Source organism: Mycolicibacterium hippocampi (assembly GCF_010723735.1).
Lineage (GTDB): Bacteria > Actinomycetota > Actinomycetes > Mycobacteriales > Mycobacteriaceae > Mycobacterium > Mycobacterium hippocampi.
In genome coordinates, this window is sequence record NZ_BLLB01000002.1 from 3,187,129 (window position 1) to 3,204,764 (window position 17,636).

Below are 17,636 nucleotides of genomic sequence, written 5' to 3' on the forward strand. Positions count from 1 at the left end.
GCGCCCACCGGGCCTGTACCTGCTCGCGATGAGCGTGCGTGGGGACAGCGTCGGCGGTGGTGTCGGTGCTGGCCTCGGCCACGAGCGCCCGGGCGAGGTCTTTGGCCGCGATGCCGGTTTCGTCGACTGCGGCGCGGAATTCGTTGTCGGCGGCGGTGTGCGAGCATCCCCGCAGACCCATCAACAGGCCGACTGCGACCGCGGTCTGCTGGCGCGCTTCGAGATCCTCGACGAGGCCCTCGATGATCGAGCGCTGCTCGAGGACGACCTCGGGGAGATCCTCGCCGCCGCCAGTTCCACACTCGGTGGGCGGCAACTGATCGGCGGCGTACTCCTCGTCGCGACGACTGCCGGTGATGAACTCATCGATGGCGGCGGCGACCTCGGCGGGCGCTTCGACGTGCGGGAAGTGACCCAGACGCGGCAGGACGGTCAAGGTGCTGTTCGGGCGTGCCTCATGAACCGCGTGGCCGTGGTCGACGGGGATGATGGGATCCTGATCGCCCCAGATCACCAAGGTGGGGGTCTCGGCGCGTAGCCGCAGTCGGCTCAGCGCGCTGACCGACTGGCCGCGGTAGTCGACCACCGAGCGCAAGGTGCGCAGGAAGGCCGACCGGGTGGGCGGATCGGAGAGCGAACTGTAGGCCTGCCAGCTCTGCTCGGCTTGTGGCGAACCCAGCCGTGTCGCGCGCAGCCATGAACGGATTCGGTTTCCGATCGCGAGGACCACATTCGGTGCGATGAGGGGTAGCACGAACTCCGCACCCGGCGCGGAGAGCAGCCGCAGGATCCAGCCCACGTCGGGTCCCAGGCCGCCGCTGCTGACCAGGACGAGGCGTTGGCAGTATTCGGGGTGTTGGTAGAGGAACTGCATCGCGACTCCACCGCCCAGCGAATGCCCGACCAGCGTGACCCGGCTGATGTCCAGCTCGTCGAGCAGGTCTCGTAGGCCTGCGGCGAAGGCGCCCAACGAGTAGTCGCTGCGGGGCTTGTCGGAGCGTCCGTGGCCGAGCAGGTCCGGGGCGATCACCCGGTAGCGGTGCGCGAGCAGGGGAATGATTTGCTGCCAGGAGTCGGAGCTTCCGGCCATGCCGTGCAGCAGTACGACGACCTCACCGCTACCGGCTTCCCGGTAAGCGATCCGCTCACCGTGCATCTCGACATACTCGAAGTCGGTCCTGGAAGTTGCGTAGGTCATTGTGAGTGGGTTACCTCCGCAGACGTGCTGAAACGCATCCGGTGCGGCGATCACGTCACACCGACCCCATGACGCCCTGTTTCCGGCTCCCGACATCGGGTATTCGAGGATCGAGCCTTCGGCCCGTCGAGCCTTCGGGCCAAGAGTTGCTGGTCGGTGGGCTCGGGGATGGACTCATGATGAGATTTGAGCTTTGCGTTCCCAACGTGCGATTCGGGCGTTGACGATGCCGGCGATCGAGGAGCAGTTGCTCGCCGCGATGGGTGGGCAACGGGGTGTCGGGGCCGCCGATCGGCTCTGTGAGGCCTGCGTGGGGCTGTTGGACATCGACGCGGCGGCGGTGTCGCTGGTGTTCAGCGGCACCAATATCGGCACCTTGGGCGCCAGCGGTCCGGCGGCACGGATGTACGACGAGGAGCAGTTCACCCACGGCGAGGGACCGTGCTTGGACGCGGTGGCCCACAAGGCGCCGGTGGTCGTCGTCGATCTCGCCGATCCCGCCGAAATCCGGTGGCCCGCCTACGGTTCCGCGATGCTGGCCCGCCAGATCCGCGGGGTGTACGCGATGCCGATCACGGTAGCCGGCCAGTGCGTCGGCGCCCTGGACCTATTCCAGACCACGCCCACCATGCTGACAGCCGAACAGATCGCCGGAGTCACCGTGGCCGCCGAACTGGCTCAAATGCCGATGCTGGACCTGCTCGAGCAGAACCAGCACGACGCCGCCGCCACACCGGGCAGCGCCGCCTGGGACGAACTGAACACTCTGACCCGTGCGGAGGTCAGCCAGGCCACCGGCATGCTGATGGCACAACTCAACATTTCGGCCCCCGTGGCGCTGGTGCGGCTGCGGGCACACGCTTACGCCAGCGGCCGCAGCGCCACCGAAATCGCCCGCGACATCCTGGAACGCCGCCTGCGACTGGACCCACACTGATGCGCCACCACCGCGTCACCGCCGTAGGCGAGGCGACGGGCGCAGGAGGGACACACCCATGAGCGACACAGATCGGGAAACCCGCGTCCTGGACGCGGTGGTCTCGCTGGTGGACAGCCTGCTCGACGACTTCGACGTCGTGGAACTGCTCACCGACCTCACCGAACGCTGCACCCCGCTGCTCGACGTCGAGGCGGCCGGCCTCCTGCTGGCCGACCCACGCCACCACCTGCACTTGATGGCCGCGACCTCCGAGCGCTCCCGCGAGCTGGAGTTGCTCCAACTCCAAGCCGACGAAGGCCCCTGCCTGGATTGCTACGCCACCGGCCAACCCGTCACCGTGGCCGACATTTCGGAGGAACGCGAGCGTTGGCCGCAGTTCGTGCCCGCCGCCACCGACGCCGGATACGCCTCCGTGCACGCCGTCCCCCTGCGCGCCGCCGGCACCGTACTCGGCGCACTCGGATTGTTCGGAACCCAACCTGGCGACCTCAACGACGCCGACCTACTGGTCGCCCAAACCCTGGCCCACGTCGCCTGCGTGGCCATCCTGCAAGACCACGCCCCCACCCCCACCACGGTCCTGCCACAACTACGCGCGGCGCTGGCCAGCCGGATCGTCGTCGAGCAGGCCAAAGGCTACCTGCGCGAACACTTCGACATCTCCGTCGAAGACGCCTTCACCCTGCTACGCCACCACGCCCGATCCCACGGCGAGCACCTCACCGAGACCGCCCGCAACCTGATCAGCGACACCGAAGCCCGGTCGCCCATCCTCGCAGCCATGGAGAGCGTCCCTGCGCAACATTCTCACTGACCCGCGACCGCAACGCCTGACGCGGCCGGTGTTCTTTGCTTCGAGCGCGGGTCACTGCCGATGTGGGTCAACTGGTTCAGGCAGCTAGGGCGGTGTTGACCGAGGAAGTGTCGCGCTCTGATGGAGGTGTCGCCGGCGGCCAGGTCAGTCCAGGGCGATCGACTCGACGTTGACGTCAAGCTTCGGCGGGCCGTCCGGGCCGCCGTCGATCGTCCCTTCGGCCGCAACCTTGTCCAACGTCTGCAGGCCGGTCTCGTCGATGGTGCCGAACACGGTGTAGTTCGGCGGCAGCTGCGAATCGCCGAACACCAGGAAGAACTGGCTGCCGTTGGTGCCCGGACCCGCGTTGGCCATGGCCAGGGTGCCCCGCGGGTAGACCACAGGCTGCATCAAGGCCGGATCGTCGGGCTGGTACTGATTGGTCGGGTACTCGTTGGCGAACTGGTATCCGGGACCGCCGGTGCCCGCGCCTGTGGGGTCGCCACACTGCAGAACCTTCAGTGATTCGCTGGTCGTCAGCCGGTGGCACGGGGTGTCGTCGAACCAACCCTGCTGGGCCAGGCTGGCGAAGCTGTTGACTGTGCACGGGGCCTTGCCGTTGTCGAGTTGCAGTCCGATGTTGCCCTGGTTGGTCGCCATGCTGGCGCTGACCTGTGCGGGCTCGGTCGGCACCCGGCCGGCGCGCGGCGCGTCGTTGGGCTTGCTGGCCTCCTCCGCGGACTGCGGATACTGGCAGTCGCTTCCCAGGCCCTCGGGCGGCTGGAACGGGGGCAGCCCACCGGCCTGTGCCGGCTCGGGCGCGTCCAGCGGCGACGCCTCCGAGGTGGTCGCGGTGGTGCCGGACGTCGACGCGGTCTGCTGACCGGAATCGCGGTTGGTCAGGACGATGGTCGCCACCACGGCGCCGATCACCACGACCGCGGCCGCGGCCGAGCCGATGATCGTGTACATACGGCGTTTGCGTTCGTTCTCCGCCCGTCGCTCGAGTTGTCGTTCGAGCTTGCGCTTGGCTGTCTCACGCCGTTGTTCGTTCGTCGGCACCGCCGGTTCCTCCTCGCGTTCGATCCGGTCGGCACCGAGTGTGCCAGCTGTTGTCCACGACGGGCGCCGCGACCCTCGTGAACAGCGACGGGAACCGGCCATGGGAAGCTGGAACAGTGTTGATCACCGGATTCCCGGCGGGCGTGTTGGCGTGCAACTGTTACGTGCTCGCCCCCAAGGCCGGCGCCGACGCCGTCGTCGTGGATCCCGGTCAGCGGGCGATGGGGCCACTGCGCCGGATTCTGGACGAGAACCGCCTCACCCCGGCGGCGGTGTTGCTGACCCACGGCCACATCGACCACATGTGGTCGGCGCAGAAGGTGGGCGACACGTACGGCTGCCCTGTCTACATACATCCGGAGGATCGATTCATGCTCACCGACCCGATCAAGGGTTTCGGGCCGCGGATCGCGCAGATGGCCTTCGGCGCCATGTTCCGCGAGCCCAGACAGGTGATCGAACTCGATCGCGACGGCGACAAGATCGAACTGGGCGGCGTCACGGTGGCGGTGGACCACACCCCGGGACACACCCGGGGTTCTGTCGTGTTCCGGGTCGACGGTGGTGTCGGCGCGGGTCCGGGCGCGGCGGCCTTCACCGGCGACACGCTGTTTCGCCAGTCGGTGGGCCGCACCGACCTGCCCGGCGGCAGCGGTCGTGATCTGCTGGCATCGATCGTGACAAAACTGCTGGTGCTCGACGATGACACCCTGGTATTACCGGGGCACGGCGAGCGCACCACCATCGGCGACGAACGTCGTGCCAACCCGTTTCTCGAAGGTTTGAATCCGTGACTGACCGTGGTCCTTCTGTCTCCTTTCAGGCGCCCAAGGGCGTTCCCGACTATGTGCCGCCGGAGTCGGCGGAGTTCGTCGCTGTGCGTGGCGGCCTGCTCGCCGCGGCCCGGCGGGCCGGGTACGGCGACATCGAGTTGCCCATCTTCGAGGACACCGCGCTGTTCGCGCGGGGTGTGGGGGAGTCCACCGACGTGGTCTCCAAGGAGATGTACACCTTCGCCGACCGTGGCGAGCGTTCGGTCACGCTGCGACCCGAGGGAACTGCGGGCGTCATGCGCGCGGTGATCGAGCACGGTCTGGATCGCGGGCAGCTGCCGGTCAAACTCTGCTACGCGGGCCCGTTCTTCCGCTACGAACGTCCCCAGGCCGGCCGGTACCGCCAGCTGCAACAGGTCGGTGTGGAGGCGATCGGTGTCGACGACCCCGCCCTGGACGCGGAGGTCATCGCCGTCGCCGACGCCGGTTTCCGCTCGCTCGGACTGGACGGGTTCCGATTGGAGCTCACCTCCCTCGGCGACGACAGTTGCCGCCCGCAGTACCGGGAACTGTTGCAGGACTTCCTGTTCGGGTTGGACCTGGACGAAGAGACGCGGCGGCGTGCCGAGATCAACCCGCTGCGGGTGCTCGACGACAAACGCCCGAAGATGCAGGAGCTGACCGCCGACGCCCCGGTGATGATCGACCACCTTTCCGATGCGGCCAAGCAGCACTTCGAGACGGTGCTGGCGCACCTGGACGCGTTGGCGGTGCCGTACGTGATCAACCCGCGGATGGTGCGCGGGCTGGACTACTACACCAAGACGACGTTCGAGTTCGTGCACGATGGTCTGGGAGCGCAGTCCGGTATCGGCGGCGGCGGCCGCTACGACGGTCTGATGCAGCAGCTGGGCGGCCGGGACCTGTCCGGCATCGGGTTCGGCCTCGGTGTCGACCGGACGGTGTTGGCGCTGCGCGCAGAGGGAAAGAAGGTCGGTTCGGCCGGTCGGGTCGACGTGTACTGCGTGCCGTTGGGGGAGCGGGCCAAGCTCGAGCTGGCGGTTCTGGCGGCGGCACTGCGCGGGGCCGGCGTGTGCGTCGACATGGCCTACGGCGACCGGGGACTCAAGGGAGCCATGCGTGCCGCCGACCGGTCAGGCGCGTCGCTGGCTTTGGTCGCCGGTGACCGCGACATCGAGGCGGGCACCGTCGGCGTGAAGAACCTGGCCAACGGCCAACAGGAGGATATCGCCGCGGATGCCGTTGTGGCCGAACTGCTTCCGCGCCTCACCTGACCTTCATTTCGGCGAGCGCGCGGGTCTGTACGTAGACGCGCCGGGTACTGCCGTGCAAAACGTCGCGCTCACCGACGGTGACGGTGCTGTCAGCGCGACGTCGTGAATCTGCGTGCCACCGCGCCCTGCGCCCCCGCGGCGACGAGGGTGAGCGCTCCGACGGCGCCGAGCGTGATCGTCCACATCCGGCGGTCCTCGAGGTCCTTTTCACACAGCCGGACGTAGTTCGGGTCCACGAGCACCTCGCCGAAGACCGGGACGTTCGCCTCACTGGCGTCGTCATTGGCGCGGGCGGCGGACAGGTCGGGAGCGATCGCGCTACCGCACCTGACGACTTCGCCTTCGCCTGCGGTCACCGACACGGGAACAACCAGGCCCACGATCCCGACGAGCAGAGCCACGGCGCCCGCGGCCACGATTATCAGTCGCACCTTCATGCGGACACTGGTACCCGCAGTCGGCACCTTGATACCCGGACGGCCCTGATCACCGGATTTGTGCTTTTTGACGGTATGGCCCGGCGGCGCTCGGGTACTTCTCGGCATGAGCACCAGACGGTTGGCTGTCGCCATGGGGGCCATGGCCTTGGTCGCCGCGGGCTGCGCGAGCGGCTACGAAGCGCTGGGCACCCGCACCGCGCAGGTGTCGATCAACGGCACCGAGGTCGCCGAGAACCCACGGATCCGATGCGAGCAGGTCCAATGGGTCTGGTTCATCAAATCGCTGGAGGAGACGCCGGGCTTCAGTGCCCAGGTACGGACCGGCGAGACGGTGGTCGCCCGGTTGGTGCGCATCGAAGACCTCGGCGGTTTCACCGGAAGTTCCTGGAATGCCGACATCACCGGTCCCGCCATCCCCGTCGGTGTCGAGGCCGATGCCGAGGTGGCCGACGGAGCGTTCACCATTTCGGGGACCGCCACAGGGTTCTACCAGGATGACCCCGCGGAATCCGCGACCGCCGAATTCGAGATCCGGACGGACTGCTGAGGGAGATCACTGCGACTGGATGGGACACGCTTCCACCGGTACCGGCAATGTCACGTCGCCGGCTTGCTCGAAGCGGAACGTGACGTCGGTGTTGGTGGCCGGCCTGAGATCCGGGTCCAGTCGATCCAGTAACACCGCCGGCCGGCTCGCCTCGTCATTGCCCGGCTCCACCTTCGGCTCGCCGAAGCTGACGGTGGACTTGGGCGGAATCTCCACGGCGCCGACGATGCGGGCCTGCTCGGCGGCGCTCGTCGACAAACCGAGGAGCCGCTCGGTCTCCGCCGGACGGTTGTTCGTGACGGTGAAGCGCATCGCGCCCCCGGCGTTGAGTTGGATCTCGCAGTAGCCGGGAACGTACGTCGGCACTATGTAGGCGTTCTCCACGCTCGTGTTCTCGGTGTGCGAGCCCGAACCGCGGTTGGATGAATCCAGCACGACGTCCTCACCGCACCCGCTGACACCGATGGCCAACGCCGGTGCCGCTGCCAACGCGGTTCCGCTTCTCCAAAACTGTGACGCCCTCATTGTCTCCCTTCGTGGCGGCGTGACGCGGTACGCACTCGCCCGCCTGCCCGCTGTGTCTGGCTGCCGAGAACCCATGGTTCGCACGACAGGTTCCCCACCGTGCGTCGTTGATACCCGCTGCAGATGGCAACGTCGGTTGCCTACCCCGGCAACCTAAGAGCCGGTTGTGGGATTCGTGCAGATCGGATGAGCTTCGCGGGTCTCGTGACGTCCGTGACCGGGCAGTTATTGCGATTAGGCAACGATTGTGGCCCGGTCAGGTTTTTGCACCTCATCGGGGTAGGCGGACTGCAGACCGATCCACCGCACGGAAGAGCCGCCACCACATTTCTTCCGCGCCGCCGAAGGAGGCCACCATGGACGTCGCGGAGCGCAACTGTGTGAAGACCGGAGATCCCGACCCCCGAGACCCCGACTGGTCTGCCGTCGAGGACCTGTTCGAGCGGCTGGCGGCATGCTCCACGCCCGGCGAGCGCTGTCGGTGGCGCCAGCGGATCATCACGGAGTGTCTGCCGCTTGCCGACCACATCGCCTACCGCTTCGTCGGTCGTGGTGAACCTTCAGACGACCTCATCCAGGTCGCCCGGATCGGCCTGGTCAAGAGCGTGGATCGGTACGTGCCCGCCAAGGGGCGCTTCATGGCCTTCGCGGTGCCGACGATTCGCGGCGAGGTGCGACGGCACTTTCGCGACGGCACGTGGTCGATGCGGGTGCCCCGCAAGGTGCAGGAGACTCAGCTCAGGATGCGCCACGCGGTCGACACACTCTCACAGCGGTTGAACCGCTCACCGACGAACCCCGAAGTGGCTCGAGAGCTCGGCGTGGACGACGAGGATGTGGCCCAATCCCATTCCGCACATTGGGCGTACCGCCCGCTGTCGCTGGATGCGCCCCGTCCGGCGGATGACAGTTCGGAGCCGACCGGTATCGGCGCGACGCACGGGGTGGACGATCCAGGCTACGAAACGGTGGAGAACCTCATGGTGCTTCGCGAGGCCATCGCCGAACTGGACCCGCGGCGCCGGGCCATTCTCGGGATGCGGTTCTTCCAGGGGCTGACCCAACGCGAGATCGCCTTGCGCCTCGACATTTCTCAGGTGCAGGTATCGAGGCTGCTCGACGGAACGTTGACCCGGCTTCGGGACCGGATGGACGACGGCGTCGCCGCGCCGGCCGCGGAGGCCGCGTGAATCATCAGCTCGCCAACAGCCCGGCCGCCGTCGGCTCTGACCGCCGTGTCGCAAAGTAGTTGAGCGGCATGTGGTTCGACGAATGGGCCGATGTCGCCAGGGTGCTGCTCGTCGGTGCCGCCGCCTACGTCACGCTGATCGTGGTGCTACGGATCTCCGGGAAGCGCACGCTGGCCAAACTCAACGCGTTCGATCTGGTGGTGACGGTGGCGGTCGGTTCGACGCTGGCCACGATCCTGTTGAACTCGGATGTGTCCTTCGCAGAAGGGGCCGCGGCATTCGCGTTGCTGGCAGCGCTGCAGTTCCTGGCGGCGACGGTGTCGTCCCGGGTGAAGGCCGGTCGTTCGGTGTTGACAGCGCGGCCGACGGTCCTCGTGTCACAGGGCGTCCTACTCGACGGCGCATTGCGCCGTCAACGGGTCAGTGTCGACGAGATCCACCAGGCGATCCGGTCCTCCGGACAAGGCGACATCAGCCAGATCGCCGCCGTGGTGCTGGAGACCGACGGTTCCCTGAGCGTCATCGGCGGCGACAAGATCGGCGACTGGTCGGCGTTGGAAGGGCTGTCGGACATCCCCGCGCCGCCACAGCGCTGAGGCCACGTCGACGTCTCAGGTGGGCGCCCAGCGGCGATCCAGTGCCTCCCGGACATGGTGGGCCAGTTGCTCCAACATGCGGCGGTCGACGCGATCGACATCCTGCTCGGCGGCCGCCCTCTCCAGACGCAGGAGTCGATCGGCGATCGCCTGCCGGTGTGCGGGCAGCACCACCACCCAGGCGAGTTCACGCAGCATCGACAGCAACCTCGCCAGCACCGCGGGATCGGACGCGCCGTAGAGCTGCGGCTGGTCGCAGACCAGGTCGAGCAGGTCGGGTAGGTCAGGCCGGGCCACCACCACACGCGGTACGTCGTCGTCGTCCCGTAGGGTCCGGCGTCCCAGGCGGTAACCGGCGAGCTCGCACAATGTCGCGCTGCACGAATTCAGCCCGTGCACCGCGGTGGTCGGGTCGTTGATCCCCGGACTGAGCGCGCGCACGACCACGTCGACCAACTGGCGGAGCCCGTAGGCGATGTCCTGGGTGGCGGTGCGCTCGATACCGGTGCTCAGCGCGCCGGCCACCCGCTTGCGTACCGCGTCCAACTGCTCTTCGTCGAGCGAGCCGGTCGCCGACCAGCAGAACGCCACCGGAACCCCCGCCAGGACGTCGGACCCGACCGGGCGGTCGAGCCAGATGACCGCGTCGTTGTCGACCGCCGCCGCCAGCAGCGCCTGCTCGTCGACCTCGACGAGGAATCCCGACGAGCGCGCGGTGATCAGCCCCGCCCCCGGGGGCGGGGACGGCGCCGATGCGTGGTCCGGGTGTTCGTCCAGTGGGTCGAGCACCCGGTGGGTGGTGTCCTTGATGTCGGCGCAGACGTGCTCGAGCATCGTCTCGATCCGGATCTGGCGGACCAGATGACCGAGAAAGAGGACCAGCGCCAGCACGCTCGCCATCGCCAGCAGGTAGGCCAGCGTGACGGCGATCTGGGGGACGAACTCCGCACCCCCCTCGCTGTCGTTGCGGACGGTACGCAGAACTGTGAGCGCGTAGACGAACGTTGCGAGGAACAACGCGAGCGTGCGCTGAACGAACCGATCCGATGCGAACGTCCGCAGCAGCCGTGGCGTGTACTGACTGCTCGCCAGCTGCAGCGTCACCACCGTCAACGAGAACGTCAGCGATGTCACGGTGATCAGCGACGTGGCGACCGCCCCGAGAACCTCCCGCGCCGCGTCTGCGCCGCCGCCGAAGATGTAGTCCGCCAACCGCGGCGGCATGCTGTCGTCGAGCGCACCGTCGAGTTCTGGTACGGCGATTCCGGCAAGGAACGCGAGCACCACGCCCAGGGCGGGCACCGGCCACAGCCGGCTTCGCCAGCCCTCGACGAATGCCGTACGCCGCTGCCGTACAGCCTCGACGATGCTGCCCCCGCCGCCGCCGTTGCCGCTCATCGGCGTCGACGTTCGACGATGTCCAGACGGGTCATCGGCGTCGCGGTGCGTGCCGATTCCGGGCAACTTTGATACGCATAGGGTGATCCAAGTACCCGAGACACCCAGCGGCATACCTTTTGGCGGAGTTCGTGCGCCGCTGTGGCCCTTGCCCCGACACCAGCATGGGAGTCTTTGACACGTGGAACTCGACATAGTGCTGGCCGCGGTCGGCGTGCTCGGGGTCGTGGTCGCGACGATGTCGGCGAAGATGCGCAGCCTGCCGATCTCGGAGCCTCTGCTCGGCCTGGTCGCCGGTATCGTGCTGGGACCGCAGGTCGTTGGCGTGTTGACGATGCCCACGCTGGCAGCCGAGCAGTCGCTGCTCCACGAGGTCAGCCGAGTACTGCTTGCGATTTCGGTGATGGCGGTCGCGTTGCGCTATCCGTTCGGCGAGATCCGGCGGCACATTCGCCCGGTGCTGATCCTGCTGCTGCTCGTTCTGCCGGTGATGGCCATGGTGTCGGCGGGGCTGGGGTGGGCGATCCTCGGCATGCCGCTGGCGGCTGCCGCACTGTTCGGGGCGGCGATCAGTCCGACCGACCCGGTGCTGTCATCGAGTGTGGTCACCGGCGAGGCCGCCGAGCGTGTCCTACCGGCCCGTGATCGCCAACTGCTTTCCGTCGAATCGGGCTCCAACGACGGCCTGGCGCTGCCTCTTGTTCTGGTGGCGGTCACGATGGCCGGTGCGCTCACGCCGGGTGGTGCGCTCCTCGAATCGGCATGGCAGGTGGGCGGCGGCGTGGTACTCGGCGTGGGGATCGGCTGGCTGGGTGGGCACGCACTCCGGCTGGGAGCGCGTCATGGCGCCACCGCCAGCGCGCCGGCGTTGTTCTTCACCGTGGTGCTGGCTTTGGGCATCCTCGGAGCCGCCGGTCTGCTGCACCTGGACGGCATCCTCGCTGTGTTCGTCGGCGGTGTCGCGTTCAACATTGTCGGCACCGGCCGCGAGCGGGCCTCCGAGGACTCCGTCGACGAGGCGATCAACCGGTTTGCGGTGCTGCCGTTGTTCGTCCTGTTCGGCGTTGCGTTGCCCTGGCAGCAGTGGGTCGAACTCGGGTGGCAGGGCGTGGCGTTGTTGCTCGCGGTGCTGTTGCTGCGCCGCATCCCGATCGTGCTGCTGATGAAGAGGCCGCTGAAGCTGCGGCCTCCTGACGCGCTGTATCTGGGTTGGTTCGGCCCCGTCGGGGTGGCGGCGTTGTTCTACCTGACGATGGAGGCGGAGCGGCTCGGGGCGAACGAGCAGGTGCTGGCTGCCGGGTCACTTGTCCTGGCGGGCAGCACGATTGCCTTCGGTCTCACCGGCGTGTTCGGCCGCGAACTCTATCGTCGTGCGACGGCTCAGACAGATTCGCTCGATCGGTGACGCACGGCCCACCATTGAGCCACGACGATCGCGCCGGCGACGGCGACCGTGATGCCGAGCGTGAGTGGATCGGTGCGGAACTTCATCACCACGAACGGCGCGAGCACCAGTAGGTCGAGCCCGATGGCCACCGCCGGCACCCAGATCTTGGCATCGACCTCGTCCTTGAGGTGGCGGATGATTCCCCAGTGGATGGCGATGTCCATCGACAGGTACAGCAACGCCCCGAGGGAAGCGATCTGGCTCAGGTCGAAGGCCGCCGCGGTCACGATGGCCAGCGCCGCCGTGATGAGCAGGGACTGTCTGTTCACCGAGCCCGGCAGGGCGGGAACCTGGCCCATCTGACGAAGCATGTCGTAGAGCCGGGAGACGGCGAAGAGGCTGGCGACCAAACCGGACAGGGTGGCGACGACGGCGATCGCGACGGTCAGCCACACTCCCCACCGCCCGAACAGCGGTGCGGCGGCCTCGGCGAGCGCGTAGTCCCGCGCCGCGATGATCTCCGATACCGACAGGCTGCCGGCCACCGCCACCGCCAGCAGCAGGTAGATCGCCGTGCACAACGCGATGGCGATCACGATCGAGCGGGCGATGTTTCGCCGCGGGTCGCGGACATCGTCGCCCTGGTTGGTGATCGTGGTGAACCCCTTGTAGGCGAGGATGCACAACGCGGTGCCGGCCAGGAACCCGATCCAGCCATGGTCGGGCGGCGGCTGTCCGTCCCCACCGGTGAAAAGTCGGGAGAACGCGGAGACCCCGGTCGCGGCGATGCCGGCGACGGCCAGGACGGCGATGCCGACGAGCTTGATCAGAGCGGTCGCGGTGGCAGAGGTTTCCACCAACTGGTTGCCCACAAGATTGACCGTGGTCGCAGCCACGATTGCCGTGACCGCGAGGACGGGTACCCACACCGCCGAGCCCTGCAGCCCGAACGGCTGCAGAAGGTAGGTGCCGAACGTACGCGCGAGCAGACTCTCGGCGAGCACCATCGACACGTACATGAACAACGAGAACGTCCCGGCGATCACCCCCGGCCCGTAGGCGGCCTTGAGCAGCATCGCGATCCCGCCGGACGAGGGATTCTCGCTCGAGTACCGGGTGTAGGAGTACGCACTGAACGCCACCACCACCGCAGCAGCGAGGAAGGCCCAGGGCACCCAGGAGCCGGCGAGCTCGGCGACCTGGCCGACCAGCGCGAAAATGCCTGCGCCGATCATCACACCGGTTCCGAGGGCGACCGAACCGGTCAGAGACAACTTCTTGGCCGGACCGTCGGTCACTTCGTGAGCCTGTCCAGTGTCCGCATGTAGGGTTCACGCTCGGCCGCCGTCAGCGGGGGAGCGAAGGCGACGACGATCGTGTCCGTCCGGTACAGGCCGCGCGGCGCGGCATGACGTGCGGCGTCTTCGGCCGTCGGGAACGTCTTGATCCTGAGGGTGTCGGTGACGACGGACTGAAAGCAGCCGACGGCCCGGCATTCCGTGGCCGTGTCGTCGAGCGGATTGGGCACCGCCAGACCAGCGTCGGCCAGCGCATTGACCATGCTGCGCGCCGTCCACGATGTGCTGTCCCGATGGGCCAGCGGGCCGGCGGTTGTGCTGGACGGCGGCGTGGTCGATCCGGCGGGTGCGGTTGGCTCCGGTGCGGACGGTACGCATCCGGCGGCGGTGAGAGCCCCGGCGGTGAGCCACACGGCAGCCACGGACGGCGACCGGCCGCGGCGCCCGCCTCGCCGTTGTGTCGGCCGTGGTCTCGCTGCCGTCGGTCTGATGATCGGCCGCTCCTCCTCGCACGTTCGGGGGCATCCTCTCCATCGCGCCGTACCCGGGAAACGCAGAGCACAAACCCTGAACGTCGACCTTGCCGAATTCGGACGCGAGCGTGCGCATTTGCACAGAATTCAGCGGCGTGTCGCGTGCAGACATGCGCGCTCGCGGAGAAGGGAAGAGGCTAGATGGCCATGGCGGCGCGCACGTCGTCCTCGGACGACGAACCGCCGGTGCCGCTGGAGGTGACCCGGCCGGCCTCGATGATGTAGTACTGCTGCGAGGACTCCAGCGCGAAGCCGATGTGCTGTTCGACCAGCAGTACACCGAGGTCCCCGCGCGCGGTCAGCGCGGTGATGGCTTCCTCGATCTCGCCGACCACCGACGGCTGAATACCTTCGGTCGGCTCGTCGAGAATGAGGCATTTCGGCGTCGTGATCAGCGCACGCGCGATCGCGAGCTGTTGGCGCTGACCGCCGGAGAGCAGGCCGGCGCGCCGGGTCAGCAGCTCCTTGAGGGCGGGGAACAGATCGAGTTGCTCGTCGATCAGCGCCTTTCCGTTCTTGCGCCCGTCGGCGACCACCTGGAGATTCTCGGCTGTGGTCAGCTGCCCGAACGACTGCTGGCCCTGCGGGACATAGGCCAGCCCGCGGGCCACCCGTGCGGACGGGCGCAGTTTGGTGATGTCCTGATCTTCGAACAGCACCTTGCCCGAAGTGCACTTGAGCAGGCCCACCGCTGCGCGAAGCAGTGTCGTCTTTCCCGCACCGTTGTGCCCCATCACCGCGGCTACCCCATCGGTGGGCACCTCGATGCTCACTCCGTGGATGACCTCGGAGCGGCCGTACCCACTGTGCACGTCGACCAGTTGCAGCATCTAGGAAACCTCCGTCTGTTCACCGGTCTGGCCGCGGGCTGCTTCGGCGCCGGCGGCGGCCGTTCCCAGGTAGACCTCTTGGACCTTCGGGTTTGCCTGCACCTCCGCGACTGACCCCTCGGCGATGACCTGCCCCCGCGCCAGGACCGTCACCGAGGTGGCGAACGCCCGCATGAAGTCCATGTCATGCTCGACGACCACGACGGTGCGTTCAGCACCGATGCGGCGCAACAGGTTTCCCGTCTCCTCCCGCTCTTCGTGGCTCATACCGGCGACGGGCTCGTCGAGCAGCAGCACGTCGGCGTTCTGCACCAGCAGCATGCCGATCTCCAGCCACTGCTTCTGGCCGTGGGCCAGCACGCCCGCGGGTTTGTCGGCCAGCGCGCTGAGCCCGGTCGTGTCCAGGGCCTGTTCGATCACGGGCAGCACACCGTGGCGCCGCCGCAGCAGCGTCCACGGTGACCGGCCGGCGCCGGCGGCGATGTCGAGGTTCTGGAGCACGGTCAGTTGCTCGAACACGCTCGCGGTCTGGAATGTGCGGCCCACGCCGCGACGCGCGATCTGGTGGACCTTCTTCCCCAGCAGTTCCACCCCGGACTTGCTGACCGAACCGGAGGCGCCCACCAGCCCGGTGATGGCGTCGATCACCGTGGTCTTACCGGCCCCGTTGGGCCCGATCAGGAACCGCAGATCGCCTTGGAAGAGCGTGAGGTCGACGTCGCTGACTGCTTTGAATCCGTCGAAATCGACTGTCAGACCGCGTACTTCGAGGTACTGGGTGCCCATGCCGACATTGCCGCCGGCTTTCGGTCCGCGTTCGGGAGAGATGGCCTCGGCTTCGGTCATGGGGCGGCTCCCACCTTTTCTGCGTCGGGTTCCTTCTCGGGTTCGGTGGCGACGCTGTCCTTGGCCTTGCGTCGCCGCCTGAACAGCACCGCCAGACCCGCGAAACCGGCGGGGAAGAACCCGACGACGACGATGAACAACAGGCCCTGCGCGTAGGTCCACTCCGACGGAAACCGTTCGGAGAACAGGGTTTGCGCCCAAGCCACCCCGATGGCTCCCAGCACGGGACCCAGCAGTGTGGTGCGTCCTCCGATGGCGACACCGATGAGGAACGCAATGGAGGGCAGGATGCCGACCTGCGACGGGGCGATGAAGCCGACGATCGGCGCGAACAGGGCACCGGCGATGCTGGCGAACAGTGCGGCGACGGTGTAGGCCACCACCTTGATGTTGGCGGGGTCGTATCCGAGGAAGCGCACCCGTTCCTCGCCGTCGCGCACTGCGACGAGCAGCTCACCGTAGCGGCTCTGCATCAGCTGGCGCACCACGGCCACCACGATCAGCAGGACCGCGGCTGCGATGAAGTACAGCATCCGCCGGTTCGCCGGGTCGCTGAGTGTGAAGCCGAAGAACGTGCGGAACCGGTTGAGGCCGTTGCTTCCTCCGAGGCTGGTCTGGCCGACCAGCAGGATGGCCAGCGCCGCAGCCAGCGCCTGCGACAGTATCGCGAAGTAGGCGCCCTTGACCCGGCGTTTGAACACGCCGAACCCCAGTGCCGCGGCGATCGCCGCCGGAACCAGCACGATGGCGAGCAGGGTGAACGCCGGAGAGGCGAAAGGCGCCCAGTAGCCGGGGAGTTCGCGTACGCCGGCGATCTGCATGAAGTCGGGCACATCGTTGCCGAACACCTGCGCGTCGGCGATCTTGAGGTGCATGCCCATCATGTAGCCGCCGAGGCCGAAGAAGACGCCCTGGCCCAGAACCAGCATGCCGCCCCGGCCCCATGCCAGGCCGATGCCGACCGCGACGATCGCGAAGCACAGGAACTTGCCGAGCAGGCTGAGCCGGAATTCGGAGAACACCACCGGTGCCACCCCGAACAGCAGTACCGCGGCGATCCCGAAGCCCGCCCAGGTCTGCCAGCGTCCGATGAGGGTCCTCACACCAGACTCCTTGTCCTGACGGTGAACAGGCCCTGCGGACGGGCCTGCAGGAAGATCACGATGATCACGAAGACGATGACCTTGGCCAGCGACGCGGTGGTGTTGAACTCGATGAACGAGTTCAGGAAGCCCAGCGTGAAGGCCGCGATCACGGTGCCCTTGATCTGGCCCAGTCCGCCCACCACGACCACCAGGAACGCGTCGATCAGGTAGCTCTGACCGATCGTCGGGCTGGTGGAGCCGATGAGCGTCAACGCCACGCCTGCCACAGCGGCCAGCCCGGATCCGATGAAGAACGTCGTGATGTCTGTCTTGCGCGACGAGATGCCACTGGTTTCAGCAAGATCGCGGTTCTGCACGACGGCGCGGATCCGCCGGCCCATCGGGCTGGTCTTGAGCACGGTGGCCAGCACCGCGACGCAGACGACGGCGAGCACCAGGATGAAGATGCGGGTCTTGGGCACGACGGCACCGAGGATGTCCACGCCGCCCGACAGCCATTCCGGGGCCACCACATTGACTGCGGGTGCTCCGAAGATGTCACGCGCCACCTGCTGCAGGATCAGCCCGACGCCGAAGGTCACCAGCAAGGTGTCCAGGGGGCGGGCGTACATCCGCTGGATCAGTGTGACCTCCAGCAGAGCGCCCATCGCGCCACCGATGAAGAAGCCGAGGACCAGCGAGATCAACAGCGAGGCACCGGCACTCGACACCACCTGCTGTATCACGTACGCGGTGTAGCAGCCCGCCATGATGAACTCGCCGTGCGCCATGTTGATGACGCCCATCTGGCCGAACGTCAGCGACAACCCCAGTGCGGCCAGCAACAGGATCGAGCCGAGGCTCAATCCTGTTGCCAGCTGCCCGATCAGGACATCCATA

Annotated in this window: 18 protein-coding genes and 1 pseudogene; 8 read left to right on the forward strand and 11 right to left on the reverse strand. The window is 67.5% G+C overall.

The window, feature by feature from the left end; translation table 11 throughout:
• Window positions 1–337 precede the first annotated feature (337 nt).
• A pseudogene (locus tag G6N53_RS16525) lies at window positions 338–1,198 on the reverse strand (alpha/beta fold hydrolase); the annotation flags it as partial.
• Window positions 1,199–1,457: 259 nt separating this feature from the next.
• Between G6N53_RS16525 and G6N53_RS16530 the strand changes: the two are divergent.
• Both G6N53_RS16530 and G6N53_RS16535 read left to right on the forward strand, forming a co-directional pair.
• Window positions 1,458–2,135: a GAF and ANTAR domain-containing protein gene (locus G6N53_RS16530; protein WP_237166755.1), complete on the forward strand. Its 678-nt coding sequence runs from the start codon at window positions 1,458–1,460 to the stop codon at window positions 2,133–2,135.
• A gap of 58 nt (window positions 2,136–2,193) precedes the next feature.
• A complete protein-coding gene (locus G6N53_RS16535) occupies window positions 2,194–2,952 on the forward strand; it encodes a GAF and ANTAR domain-containing protein (protein WP_163890140.1) in 759 nt (252 codons plus the stop codon).
• A 144-nt stretch (window positions 2,953–3,096) separates the two neighbouring features.
• On the opposite strand, the gene G6N53_RS16540 is transcribed toward G6N53_RS16535, so the two are convergent.
• The gene (locus G6N53_RS16540; RefSeq protein WP_163890142.1) at window positions 3,097–3,993 is read right to left on the reverse strand and encodes a peptidylprolyl isomerase; all 897 of its coding nucleotides are present in this window, start codon (window positions 3,991–3,993) and stop codon (window positions 3,097–3,099) included.
• A gap of 116 nt (window positions 3,994–4,109) precedes the next feature.
• On the opposite strand from G6N53_RS16540, the gene G6N53_RS16545 reads away from it, so the two are divergent.
• Both G6N53_RS16545 and hisS read left to right on the forward strand, forming a co-directional pair.
• Entirely contained in the window at window positions 4,110–4,787 is a 678-nt protein-coding gene (locus tag G6N53_RS16545; protein ID WP_163890144.1) for an MBL fold metallo-hydrolase, read from the forward strand.
• Window positions 4,784–6,061, forward strand: coding sequence for a histidine--tRNA ligase (gene hisS / locus G6N53_RS16550; protein WP_163890146.1), 1,278 nt, complete (start codon window positions 4,784–4,786; stop codon window positions 6,059–6,061). Before G6N53_RS16545 ends, hisS begins: the two co-directional genes overlap by 4 nt.
• An 89-nt stretch (window positions 6,062–6,150) precedes the next feature.
• Here hisS and G6N53_RS16555 read toward each other — a convergent pair whose 3' ends face one another.
• On the reverse strand, window positions 6,151–6,498 hold the full coding sequence (locus G6N53_RS16555) for a hypothetical protein (RefSeq protein ID WP_163890148.1): 348 nt from the start codon (window positions 6,496–6,498) through the stop codon (window positions 6,151–6,153).
• A gap of 106 nt (window positions 6,499–6,604) precedes the next feature.
• Between G6N53_RS16555 and G6N53_RS16560 the strand changes: the two genes are divergently transcribed.
• A complete protein-coding gene (locus G6N53_RS16560; RefSeq protein WP_163890151.1) occupies window positions 6,605–7,048 on the forward strand; it encodes a lipoprotein LpqH in 444 nt (147 codons plus the stop codon).
• A gap of 6 nt (window positions 7,049–7,054) precedes the next feature.
• Here the strand turns inward: G6N53_RS16560 and G6N53_RS16565 are convergent, their stop codons facing one another.
• Complete coding sequence (locus G6N53_RS16565) at window positions 7,055–7,537, reverse strand: copper chaperone PCu(A)C domain-containing protein (protein ID WP_237166541.1); 483 nt, start codon at window positions 7,535–7,537, stop codon at window positions 7,055–7,057.
• Between the two features lie 392 nt (window positions 7,538–7,929).
• On the opposite strand from G6N53_RS16565, the gene G6N53_RS16570 reads away from it, so the two are divergent.
• Window positions 7,930–8,763, forward strand: a complete 834-nt coding sequence (locus tag G6N53_RS16570; RefSeq protein ID WP_163890155.1) for a SigB/SigF/SigG family RNA polymerase sigma factor — start codon at window positions 7,930–7,932, stop codon at window positions 8,761–8,763.
• A 68-nt stretch (window positions 8,764–8,831) separates the two neighbouring features.
• The gene (locus tag G6N53_RS16575) at window positions 8,832–9,359 is read left to right on the forward strand and encodes a DUF421 domain-containing protein (protein WP_163890157.1); all 528 of its coding nucleotides are present in this window, start codon (window positions 8,832–8,834) and stop codon (window positions 9,357–9,359) included.
• Between the two features lie 15 nt (window positions 9,360–9,374).
• Here G6N53_RS16575 and G6N53_RS16580 read toward each other — a convergent pair whose 3' ends face one another.
• Window positions 9,375–10,757 (reverse strand): DUF2254 domain-containing protein, encoded by a 1,383-nt coding sequence (locus tag G6N53_RS16580; RefSeq protein ID WP_163890159.1) that lies wholly within the window; start codon window positions 10,755–10,757, stop codon window positions 9,375–9,377.
• Window positions 10,758–10,938: 181 nt separating this feature from the next.
• Here G6N53_RS16580 and G6N53_RS16585 point away from each other — a divergent pair, with 181 nt between their 5' ends.
• Window positions 10,939–12,162: a cation:proton antiporter domain-containing protein gene (locus tag G6N53_RS16585; RefSeq protein ID WP_163890161.1), complete on the forward strand. Its 1,224-nt coding sequence runs from the start codon at window positions 10,939–10,941 to the stop codon at window positions 12,160–12,162.
• On the opposite strand, the gene G6N53_RS16590 is transcribed toward G6N53_RS16585, so the two are convergent.
• The 6 genes from G6N53_RS16590 to urtB form a co-directional block, all read right to left on the reverse strand.
• Window positions 12,138–13,442 (reverse strand): APC family permease, encoded by a 1,305-nt coding sequence (locus tag G6N53_RS16590; protein ID WP_237166542.1) that lies wholly within the window; start codon window positions 13,440–13,442, stop codon window positions 12,138–12,140. The two genes, G6N53_RS16585 and G6N53_RS16590, sit on opposite strands and share 25 nt — an antisense overlap.
• On the reverse strand, window positions 13,439–13,705 hold the full coding sequence (locus tag G6N53_RS16595) for a hypothetical protein (RefSeq protein ID WP_163890163.1): 267 nt from the start codon (window positions 13,703–13,705) through the stop codon (window positions 13,439–13,441). Before G6N53_RS16595 ends, G6N53_RS16590 begins: the two co-directional genes overlap by 4 nt.
• 407 nt (window positions 13,706–14,112) lie before the next feature.
• Entirely contained in the window at window positions 14,113–14,805 is a 693-nt protein-coding gene (gene urtE / locus G6N53_RS16600) for an urea ABC transporter ATP-binding subunit UrtE (protein ID WP_163890165.1), read from the reverse strand.
• On the reverse strand, window positions 14,806–15,651 hold the full coding sequence (urtD, locus tag G6N53_RS16605) for an urea ABC transporter ATP-binding protein UrtD (protein ID WP_163890167.1): 846 nt from the start codon (window positions 15,649–15,651) through the stop codon (window positions 14,806–14,808).
• Complete coding sequence (urtC, locus tag G6N53_RS16610; RefSeq protein ID WP_163890169.1) at window positions 15,648–16,754, reverse strand: urea ABC transporter permease subunit UrtC; 1,107 nt, start codon at window positions 16,752–16,754, stop codon at window positions 15,648–15,650. The genes urtD and urtC overlap by 4 nt, the downstream gene beginning before the upstream one ends.
• Window positions 16,751–17,635 (reverse strand): urea ABC transporter permease subunit UrtB, encoded by an 885-nt coding sequence (gene urtB, locus G6N53_RS16615; RefSeq protein ID WP_163890171.1) that lies wholly within the window; start codon window positions 17,633–17,635, stop codon window positions 16,751–16,753. Before urtB ends, urtC begins: the two co-directional genes overlap by 4 nt.
• Between the last annotated feature and the right edge of the window lies 1 nt (window position 17,636).

What these genes read in the sequence shown, in the direction of transcription:
- urtD (WP_163890167.1), bottom strand. Translation starts at nt 15,651, where the DNA reads ATGACCGAAGCCGAGGCCATCTCTCCCGAACGCGGACCGAAAGCCGGC.
- G6N53_RS16575 (WP_163890157.1), top strand. Translation starts at nt 8,832, where the DNA reads ATGTGGTTCGACGAATGGGCCGATGTCGCCAGGGTGCTGCTCGTCGGT.
- G6N53_RS16570 (WP_163890155.1), top strand. Translation starts at nt 7,930, where the DNA reads ATGGACGTCGCGGAGCGCAACTGTGTGAAGACCGGAGATCCCGACCCC.
- urtE (WP_163890165.1), bottom strand. Translation starts at nt 14,805, where the DNA reads ATGCTGCAACTGGTCGACGTGCACAGTGGGTACGGCCGCTCCGAGGTC.
- G6N53_RS16530 (WP_237166755.1), top strand. Translation starts at nt 1,458, where the DNA reads ATGGGTGGGCAACGGGGTGTCGGGGCCGCCGATCGGCTCTGTGAGGCC.
- G6N53_RS16580 (WP_163890159.1), bottom strand. Translation starts at nt 10,757, where the DNA reads ATGAGCGGCAACGGCGGCGGCGGGGGCAGCATCGTCGAGGCTGTACGG.
- G6N53_RS16595 (WP_163890163.1), bottom strand. Translation starts at nt 13,705, where the DNA reads ATGGTCAATGCGCTGGCCGACGCTGGTCTGGCGGTGCCCAATCCGCTC.
- urtB (WP_163890171.1), bottom strand. Translation starts at nt 17,635, where the DNA reads ATGGATGTCCTGATCGGGCAGCTGGCAACAGGATTGAGCCTCGGCTCG.
- G6N53_RS16560 (WP_163890151.1), top strand. Translation starts at nt 6,605, where the DNA reads ATGAGCACCAGACGGTTGGCTGTCGCCATGGGGGCCATGGCCTTGGTC.
- G6N53_RS16535 (WP_163890140.1), top strand. Translation starts at nt 2,194, where the DNA reads ATGAGCGACACAGATCGGGAAACCCGCGTCCTGGACGCGGTGGTCTCG.
- G6N53_RS16555 (WP_163890148.1), bottom strand. Translation starts at nt 6,498, where the DNA reads ATGAAGGTGCGACTGATAATCGTGGCCGCGGGCGCCGTGGCTCTGCTC.